We start from the raw sequence: 211 nt of genomic DNA, 5'->3' as shown, positions 1-211 counted from the left end.
CTGCGGATCAAAGCTTGTTTGCTAGCTCCCCGCAGCTTATCGCAAGCTACTACGTCCTTCATCGCCTGTAATCGCCAAGGCATCCACCATGTGCACTTATTCACTTGTCCCTATAACGTTAGCCCCTGCGACTAAACAAGGAGCGTTTATAGGAATAAGAAGTACTACGTTGTTGCGTTTGTTGATACATACAATCATTACCCATCGTCTT

General features: G+C 46.0%; 1 rRNA gene. It reads right to left on the bottom strand.

Features of this window, described 5'->3' with window-relative positions:
- A 23S ribosomal RNA gene (locus GEV01_RS30670) occupies window positions 1–110 on the bottom strand; the annotation flags it as partial.
- Between the last annotated feature and the right edge of the window lie 101 nt (window positions 111–211).

This window comes from Rugamonas rivuli (genome assembly GCF_009380165.1).
In the GTDB taxonomy this organism is placed as follows: domain Bacteria; phylum Pseudomonadota; class Gammaproteobacteria; order Burkholderiales; family Burkholderiaceae_D; genus Rugamonas; species Rugamonas rivuli.
The sequence above is the reverse complement of the archived record's forward strand: the minus strand, read 5'-3'. Positions and strand labels throughout refer to the sequence as shown.